This window comes from Streptococcus suis, assembly GCF_002964045.1.
In the GTDB taxonomy this organism is placed as follows: Bacteria; Bacillota; Bacilli; order Lactobacillales; family Streptococcaceae; genus Streptococcus; species Streptococcus suis_U.
In genome coordinates this window covers 1-296 of sequence record NZ_POPB01000135.1, presented here as the reverse complement: position 1 = coordinate 296, position 296 = coordinate 1, and the positions used below count along the sequence as shown (strand labels likewise).

The following is a 296-nucleotide window of genomic DNA, read 5'->3' as shown; positions in this document are numbered from 1 at the left end:
ATTGATGAAGTTGCAAGCGCAGAAGATTTCTGAATGGTATGAATATTTTAATCATCATCTTCCAAAGTGGTATATGTAAGCGATAAACAAAATACGAAAAAGACGGACTTTTTAATCAAAAAAGTTCGCTTTTTGTAGTTTGTTGTGATATAATAGAAAAAAGTGAAAGAGGATGATTTTATGAAATTAAGAAGAAGTGAGCGTATGGTTGTCATTTCCAATTACCTCATCAACCACCCTTATGAATTAACTAGTTTGAATACCTTTGCGGAAAAGTATGAATCTGCCAAGTCATC

Annotated in this window: 1 pseudogene; it reads left to right on the top strand. The window is 32.1% G+C overall.

Going from position 1 to position 296, the window contains the following annotated elements:
• Nucleotides 1-180: 180 nt before the first annotated feature.
• Nucleotides 181-296 (top strand): annotated as a pseudogene (locus C1E99_RS00580) (pur operon repressor); the annotation flags it as partial.